This window comes from Microlunatus flavus, assembly GCF_900110855.1.
Lineage (GTDB): Bacteria > Actinomycetota > Actinomycetes > Propionibacteriales > Propionibacteriaceae > Microlunatus > Microlunatus flavus.
On sequence record NZ_FOFA01000014.1, the window covers coordinates 36,616 to 43,160 of the forward strand.

The following is a 6,545-nucleotide window of genomic DNA, read 5'->3' on the forward strand; positions in this document are numbered from 1 at the left end:
TCAGCGGGGCGAGGGCAGCCGGGGGACGGCGGGCGGGTCGGCCGGCTCGCGCAGGTCCAGCAGCGTGTTGTCGATCAGCCGCGTCGAGCCGACCGTCGCCGCGACCGTGAGCAGGACGTCGCCGCCGGCGTCGTGCGCGACCTCGGCGAACGTCTCCGGGCTGACCGCGGTCAGGTAGTCGAGGTCGAACTCCGGGTCCAGCCCGGCCCGGTCGAGGACGGCGTGGGCGGCGGCCAGCGCCTCGGGCAGCGTGCGGTGGGCCGCTGCGCGCTCCAGCGCCGTGGGCAGGTCGAGCGCCAGGGCGCGCTCGGTGGGGCTGAGGAACACGTTGCGGCTCGACAGCGCCAGCCCGTCGGGCTCGCGCACCGTCGGCGCCCCGACCACGCGGACGTCGAGGTTGAGGTCAAGCACCATCCGCTGGATGCAGGCCAGCTGCTGGGCGTCCTTGCGGCCGAAGACCGCGACCTGAGGGCGTACGAGGTTGAACAGCTTGAGCACGACGGTCAGGACGCCGTCGAAGTGGCCGGGGCGGGCCGCCCCCTCCAGGACCGTGCCCATCGTCCCGGCGCTCACGCTCACCTGCCGGCCCGGCGGGTAGAGGTCGCCGACCGCGGGCACGAAGACCAGGTCGACGCCGAGGGCGGCGCACCGTTCCAGGTCGGCCTCGAGGGGGCGCGGGTAGCGGGCGTAGTCCTCGCCCGGACCGAACTGCAGCGGGTTGACGAAGATGCTGACCGCGACGGTGTCGCTCAGCGCGCGGGCCTGCTCCACGAGCGAGGCGTGCCCGGCGTGCAGGGCGCCCATCGTCGCCACGAAGCCGACCCGTCGACCGGGCGGGACCTCCGCGCGGAGCCCGGTCAGCTCGGCGATGCTGCGGGCGACCCTCATGCCCGCGTCGGCGTCGGGGGTGCGGTGGGCACGGCGGGGGCCTGGGCGTCCGACGAGTCGGCGAACGTGTGCTCCGGACCCGGGAAGACGCCGCTGGCCACCTCCTCGACGTAGGTCGCGGCGGCCTGCTCGAGGACCTGGCCGAGCTGGGCGTACTGCTTGACGAACCGTGCGGTCCGGCCCTGGCGCAGCCCCATCGCGTCCTGCCAGACGAGGACCTGGGCGTCGCAGCCCGGGCCCGCGCCGATGCCGACGGTGGGGATGGCCAGCTCGGCGGTGATCTCGGCCGCGACGTCGCCCGGGACCATCTCCATGACGACCGCGAACGCACCGGCCTCGGCGACCGCGCGGGCGTCGGCGCGGAGCTGCTCGGCCGCGGCGCCACGGCCCTGGACGCGGTAGCCGCCGAGCTGGTGCTCGCTCTGCGGCGTGAAGCCGATGTGGGCCATGACGGGGATGCCGGCGCCGGTCACCGCACGGATCTGCTCGGCCACCCGGACCCCGCCCTCGAACTTCACGGCGTGCGCGCCGCCCTCCTTCATGAAGCGGACGGCGGTGCGGAGCGCCTGGGCGGGACCCTCCTCGTACGTGCCGAAGGGCAGGTCGGACACGACGAAGGCCCGACGCGTCGAGCGGGATACCGCGCGGACGAGGGGCAGCAGCTCCTCGACGGTCAGCGGCAGGGTCGTCTCGTGCCCGAAGACGTTGTTGGCGGCGGAGTCGCCCACGAGCAGCGCCCACACCCCGGCGTCGTCGAAGATCGAGGCCGTGTACTGGTCGTAGCTGGTGAGCATCGCCCAGCGCCGACCGTCCCGCTTGGCCCGCGCGAAGTCGGTCAGCCGGATGCGGCGCGCCGGGTTCGGCGCGCTTGCTGGGACGGGCTCGCTCACCCCGCGAGCCTACCGTCGGGGCCGACGGCGAGGGTTCGCGCTCAGCCGGGCTGGGTGCCGACGACGACGGTCGCGCCGAGCTCGTCGTCGGCCCGGGAGCCCGCGTCCAGCCCGGCGTCGGCGAGCACGGCGACCGCCGTGGGCTCCTGCTCCTCGCTGGTCTCCACGAGCAGCGAACCGCCCGGCGCGAGCCACGCCGGCGCCTGCGCCGCGACGCGCCGGAGCACGACCAGGCCGTCGTCGCCCCCGTCCAGGGCCATCCGCGGCTCGTGCTCGCGCGCCTCCCGCGGCATCAGCGCGACCGCACCGGTCGGCACGTACGGGACGTTGGCCGTGAGCAGGTCCACCCGCCCCTGCAGGTCCACGGGCAGGTCGGCGAACAGGTCGCTGCGCAGGACGCGGGCCCCGGGGAGGTTGCGGGCCGCGCAGCGCACGGCGGCGTCGTCCAGGTCGGCGGCGGTGACCTCGACGGTCCGTCCGCGCCGGCCGAGCCCGTGCGTCACGGCCACCGCGACGGCCCCGCTGCCGCAGCAGAGGTCGAGCAGCACCAGCGGACCCTCCGGCCGCGCGGCACCCAGCTCGACGGCGGTCGCGACCATGAGCTCGGTGCGCCGGCGAGGCACGAAGACCCCGGGCTCGACGACCACCCGGACGCCGGCGAGCTCGGCCCAGCCAAGCACCACCTCGAGGGGCAGCCCGCCCACCCGCGCTCCGGCGAGCCGCTCGGCCTCGGCGGCGGGGTCGGCCGCGGTGCCCGCCTGCTCGAGGATCAGCGCCGCCTCCTCCTCGGCGAAGACGCAGCCGGCGGCCCGCAGCCGTCGGACCAGCGCCTCCTCCGTCGCCGGCTGGCTCACCGGTGGGCCGTGCATTTCACGACAGCGTGAAATGCACGTGCCCTGCCGCACCTGCAGGAGGAGAAGAGCACCCGCAACCTGGGACAAGTGCCGCCGTCGAGCCCTGCCCACCGGCGGCCGGTCACAGGTGCGAGAGCACGATCGCCGAACGGGTGCGGCTGACGCCGGGGTGCGCGCGGATCGTGCCCAGCACGCGCTCGAAGTGGGCCGGGTCCTCCGCCCGGACCATGAGCATCCCGTCGGACTCGCCGGTGACCGTCCACGCCTGGACGACCTCCGGGATCGTCTTGACCATCTCCGCCATCCGGTCGGGCGGCACCCGTCCCTCGCAGTAGAGCTCGACGAACGCCTCGATCGTCCAGCCGAGCGCGGCGGGGGCGATCTCGGCCGTGAACCGCTGGATCGCGCCGTCCGCGCGCAGCCGGTCGACCCGCCGCTTGGCCGCGGCCGTGCTCAGTCCCACCCGGAGCCCGAGGGCCGAGTAGCTCTCGCGGCCGTTCTCTCCGAGAACCGCAAGGATCTTGCGGTCAAGGTCATCGATACGCAACAGAACCTCCCCGATTTCGAACGCAATCGTACGGCTGTTGCGACTCCACGGAAATATCCTGGACGTATGACCACGACCGTGCCCTCGACGCCACGGCGCTCGCAGCGTCGGGCCAGGGCGCGCCACTTCCTCATGTGCCCACCCACCTTCTTCGACGTCCGCTACGCCATCAACCCCTGGATGCACCCGGAGGTCCCGGTCGACCGCGAGCGCGCGCTGGCGCAGTGGTCGGCCCTCGTCGCCGCGTACGAGCGCGCCGGGCACCGCGTCGACCGGCTGGATCCCGTGCCGGGGCTGCCCGACATGGTCTTCGCGGCCAACGGGGCGACGGTCGTCGACGGGCGCACGCTGCTGGCGCGGTTCGCGACCCGGCAGCGGGCGGCCGAGGCGGCGGCGCACCGGGCCTGGCACGAACGGTTCGGGGTGCTCTACGGCGGGCTCGAGGGACCCCGCCTGGCCGAGCCGGTCGCGGTGAACGAGGCCGAGGGCGACTTCGCCGTGCTCTCCTCGGTCGTGCTGGCCGGGCACGGCTTCCGCACCTCGCCGGACGCGCACGCAGAGCTGGCCGCGCTCACCGGCCGCGAGGTCGTCGGCCTCGAGCTGGTGGACCCGCGCTTCTACCACCTCGACGTCGCGCTCGCGGTCCTCGACGCCGACACCGACGCCGTCGCCTACTTCCCGGCGGCCTTCAGCCCGGCGTCGCAGGCCGTGCTCGCGGAACGCTTCCCCGACGCCGTGGTCGCGACCGCCGAGGACGCCCTGGCCTTCGGCCTGAACGCCGTCGGCGACGGACGCAACGTCTTCCTGCCGCCCGGCGCCCCGCACCTGCGCGCCGAGCTCGAGGTCCGCGGCTTCGTCTGCGTCGAGATCGACACCTCCGAGCTCCTCCTGGGTGGCGGCAGCGTCAAGTGCTGCACCCAGGAGATCCGTCCCACGCCCGCGCGGGCCACCGCCGCGCACGAAGGAGATCCGCGATGACCGCCGTCCTCGACGCCCCCACGCGCTCGGCCGCCGCCGACGCCCTGCTCGCCGCCGAGGAGGAGCACCTCGCGCACAACTACCACCCGCTCGAGGTCGTGGTCTCCCACGGGGAGGGCGCGGTGCTCACCGACGTCGACGGCGAGACGTACCTCGACTTCCTCGCGGCCTACTCGGCCACGAACTTCGGCCACGGCCACCCGCGGCTGCTCGAGGCCGCCCGTACGCAGCTCGCCAAGGTGACGCTCACCTCGCGCGCCTTCCACCACGACCAGCTGGCGCCGTTCGGCACCGAGCTCGCCACGCTGGTCGGCAAGGACATGGTCCTGCCCATGAACACCGGCGCCGAGGCCGTCGAGTCGGGCATCAAGGTCGCGCGCAAGTGGGGCTACCGCGTCAAGGGCGTGCCCGCCGGCCGGGCCGAGATCATCGTGGCCGCCGGCAACTTCCACGGCCGCACGACCACGATCGTCAGCTTCTCCGACGACCCGGAGGCGCGCGACGACTACGGGCCGTTCACGCCCGGCTTCGTCACGGTCCCGTACGGCGACCTCGACGCCCTGCGCGCCGCGATCACCCCCAACACCGTCGCCGTGCTCCTCGAGCCGATCCAGGGCGAGGCCGGCGTGCGGATCCCGCCGCCCGGCTACCTGGCCGGCGTGCGCGAGGTGACCCGCGAGCAGCGCGTGCTGTTCATCGCCGACGAGATCCAGGCGGGCCTCGGGCGTACGGGTCGGACCCTCGCTTGCGAGCACGAGGGCGTCGTGCCCGACGTCTACCTGCTCGGCAAGGCCCTCGGCGGCGGGATCGTCCCGGTGTCGGCGGTGGTGGCGGACGCCGACGTCCTCGGCGTGCTGGAGCCGGGGACCCACGGCAGCACGTTCGGCGGCAACCCGCTCGCCTGCGCCGTCGGCCGCGAGGTCGTGGCGATGCTGGCCACGGGCGAGCTCCAGGAGCGCGCGACCAGGCTCGGCGAGCGCATGCGGCAGCGGCTCGAGGCGATGGTGGGCCACGGCGTCGTCGGCGTGCGGGTGCGCGGCCTGTGGGCCGGCGTCGACATCGACCCGGCCCTGGGCGGCGGCCGCGACGTCTGCGAGGCGCTCGCCCGCCGGCACGTGCTGGCCAAGGACACCCACGGCTCGACCATCCGGCTCGCGCCGCCCCTGGTGATCAGCGAGGACCAGCTCGACGCCGGCCTCGACGCCCTCGCCGACGCCCTCACCGAGCTCGCCGCCCGTACGCACGCCTGACGGTTCCGCAGGGCGCCCCGCCGCGCCCGCCCGCCCCGCGACCCGCGCCCCCGCACCCCCCACGAGAGGTAGGTTGCGGCGCTTCTTCAGCGTTGGAATGCGCGGCAACCTACCGCTCGGCCTGAAGGAGAGCGAGCGGTCGCAAGGGGGGAGCGGGGAGCCAGGGAGCGGGAGCCAGGGGCGAGCGGAGCCATGGCAAGCGGAGCCATGGCAAGCGGAGCCATGGCAAGCGCGGGGGCGTACGCCTCAGAAGCGGCGGCTGATGAACCCGGCCACGCGGCTGGTGATCTTCTTGTGCGAGGCGCGGCGGTTCTGCAGGCGCACCCAGGTGAGGCCGGCGAGGGCGAAGACGGCCACGCCCGGGACCGAGGCGTCCTTGATCGTCGGCGGGGTGCGCTTCGCCAGCAGCTCGGAGGCGCCGATGATCGAGGCGGCGGCGATCAGGCCGTCGATGAGGTTGTCGACGACCTCGTCGGGGTCGTGCACCCGGATGTCGAGCGAGGCGCCGTCCTTGCGCATCCGGACGGCGAGGTCGGCCAGCTCGTCGGGCAGCGGGCCGAGCAGCCGCTGCCAGCTGCGCAGCGTGCGGCGCCCCTCCTTGAGCAGCGCGGCCGGCTTGAAGCGGTCCGCCATCATCTGCGTCAGGTAGGGCCGCAGCATGTCGTCGAGCGGGACGGTGCTGCCGAGCTCGAGGCCGAGGCCCTGGAGCCGCATGAGCACGCGCAGCGGCATCAGCAGGTCGGAGGGGAACGTGAGGTGGTTCTCCCGGAACAGGTCGAGCAGGTGCTCCAGCGCCGGCCCGAGGTCCTGCTCGCTGACGCCGGCGCGGAGCCAGCGCTGCATCCACGCCTCCACGGCGCTCTGCACCGCGTCCTCGTCGATCTCGACCGACGCGCGCGTCACGGTGAGCAGTGCGCGGGTGAAGTCGTCGGCGTCCCGCTCGGAGATGGCCAGCAGCAGCGCCTGGAAGTCGAGGCGGCGGCGCTGCGTGAGGTAGCCGACGTCGCCGAAGTCCAGGATCGCGAGGTGCCCGGCGTCGGGCAGCAGGAAGTTGCCCGGGTGCGGGTCGGCGTGGAACATCCCGTCGCGGAAGATCATCGCCAGGAACAGGTCGCTGGTCCGCTGGACGAAGCGCTCG

The 6,545-nt window shown here is 74.4% G+C and carries 7 protein-coding genes; 2 read left to right on the top strand and 5 right to left on the bottom strand.

What is annotated here, in order from left to right; translation table 11 throughout:
- The 4 genes from panC to BMY04_RS21500 form a co-directional block, all read right to left on the bottom strand.
- Entirely contained in the window at positions 1-888 is an 888-nt protein-coding gene (panC, locus tag BMY04_RS21485) for a pantoate--beta-alanine ligase (protein ID WP_091186842.1), read from the bottom strand.
- A complete protein-coding gene (panB, locus tag BMY04_RS21490) occupies positions 885-1,778 on the bottom strand; it encodes a 3-methyl-2-oxobutanoate hydroxymethyltransferase (protein WP_091186845.1) in 894 nt (297 codons plus the stop codon). The genes panC and panB overlap by 4 nt, the downstream gene beginning before the upstream one ends.
- Positions 1,779-1,819: 41 nt before the next feature.
- Positions 1,820-2,632 carry a putative protein N(5)-glutamine methyltransferase gene (locus BMY04_RS21495; RefSeq protein ID WP_232506560.1) on the bottom strand — a complete coding sequence of 271 codons (813 nt, stop codon included), beginning with the start codon at positions 2,630-2,632 and terminating at the stop codon, positions 1,820-1,822.
- Between the two features lie 121 nt (positions 2,633-2,753).
- On the bottom strand, positions 2,754-3,179 hold the full coding sequence (locus tag BMY04_RS21500) for an Lrp/AsnC family transcriptional regulator (RefSeq protein ID WP_198410342.1): 426 nt from the start codon (positions 3,177-3,179) through the stop codon (positions 2,754-2,756).
- Positions 3,180-3,245: 66 nt separating this feature from the next.
- Here BMY04_RS21500 and ddaH point away from each other — a divergent pair, with 66 nt between their 5' ends.
- Positions 3,246-4,157, top strand: a complete 912-nt coding sequence (gene ddaH, locus BMY04_RS21505) for a dimethylargininase (RefSeq protein ID WP_198410343.1) — start codon at positions 3,246-3,248, stop codon at positions 4,155-4,157.
- Complete coding sequence (gene rocD, locus BMY04_RS21510; RefSeq protein ID WP_091186856.1) at positions 4,154-5,407, top strand: ornithine--oxo-acid transaminase; 1,254 nt, start codon at positions 4,154-4,156, stop codon at positions 5,405-5,407. Before ddaH ends, rocD begins: the two co-directional genes overlap by 4 nt.
- 246 nt (positions 5,408-5,653) lie before the next feature.
- Here the strand turns inward: rocD and BMY04_RS22990 are convergent.
- Positions 5,654-6,545 (bottom strand): AarF/UbiB family protein (locus BMY04_RS22990; RefSeq protein ID WP_170854272.1); only part of this gene is annotated, 892 nt, incomplete at its 5' end.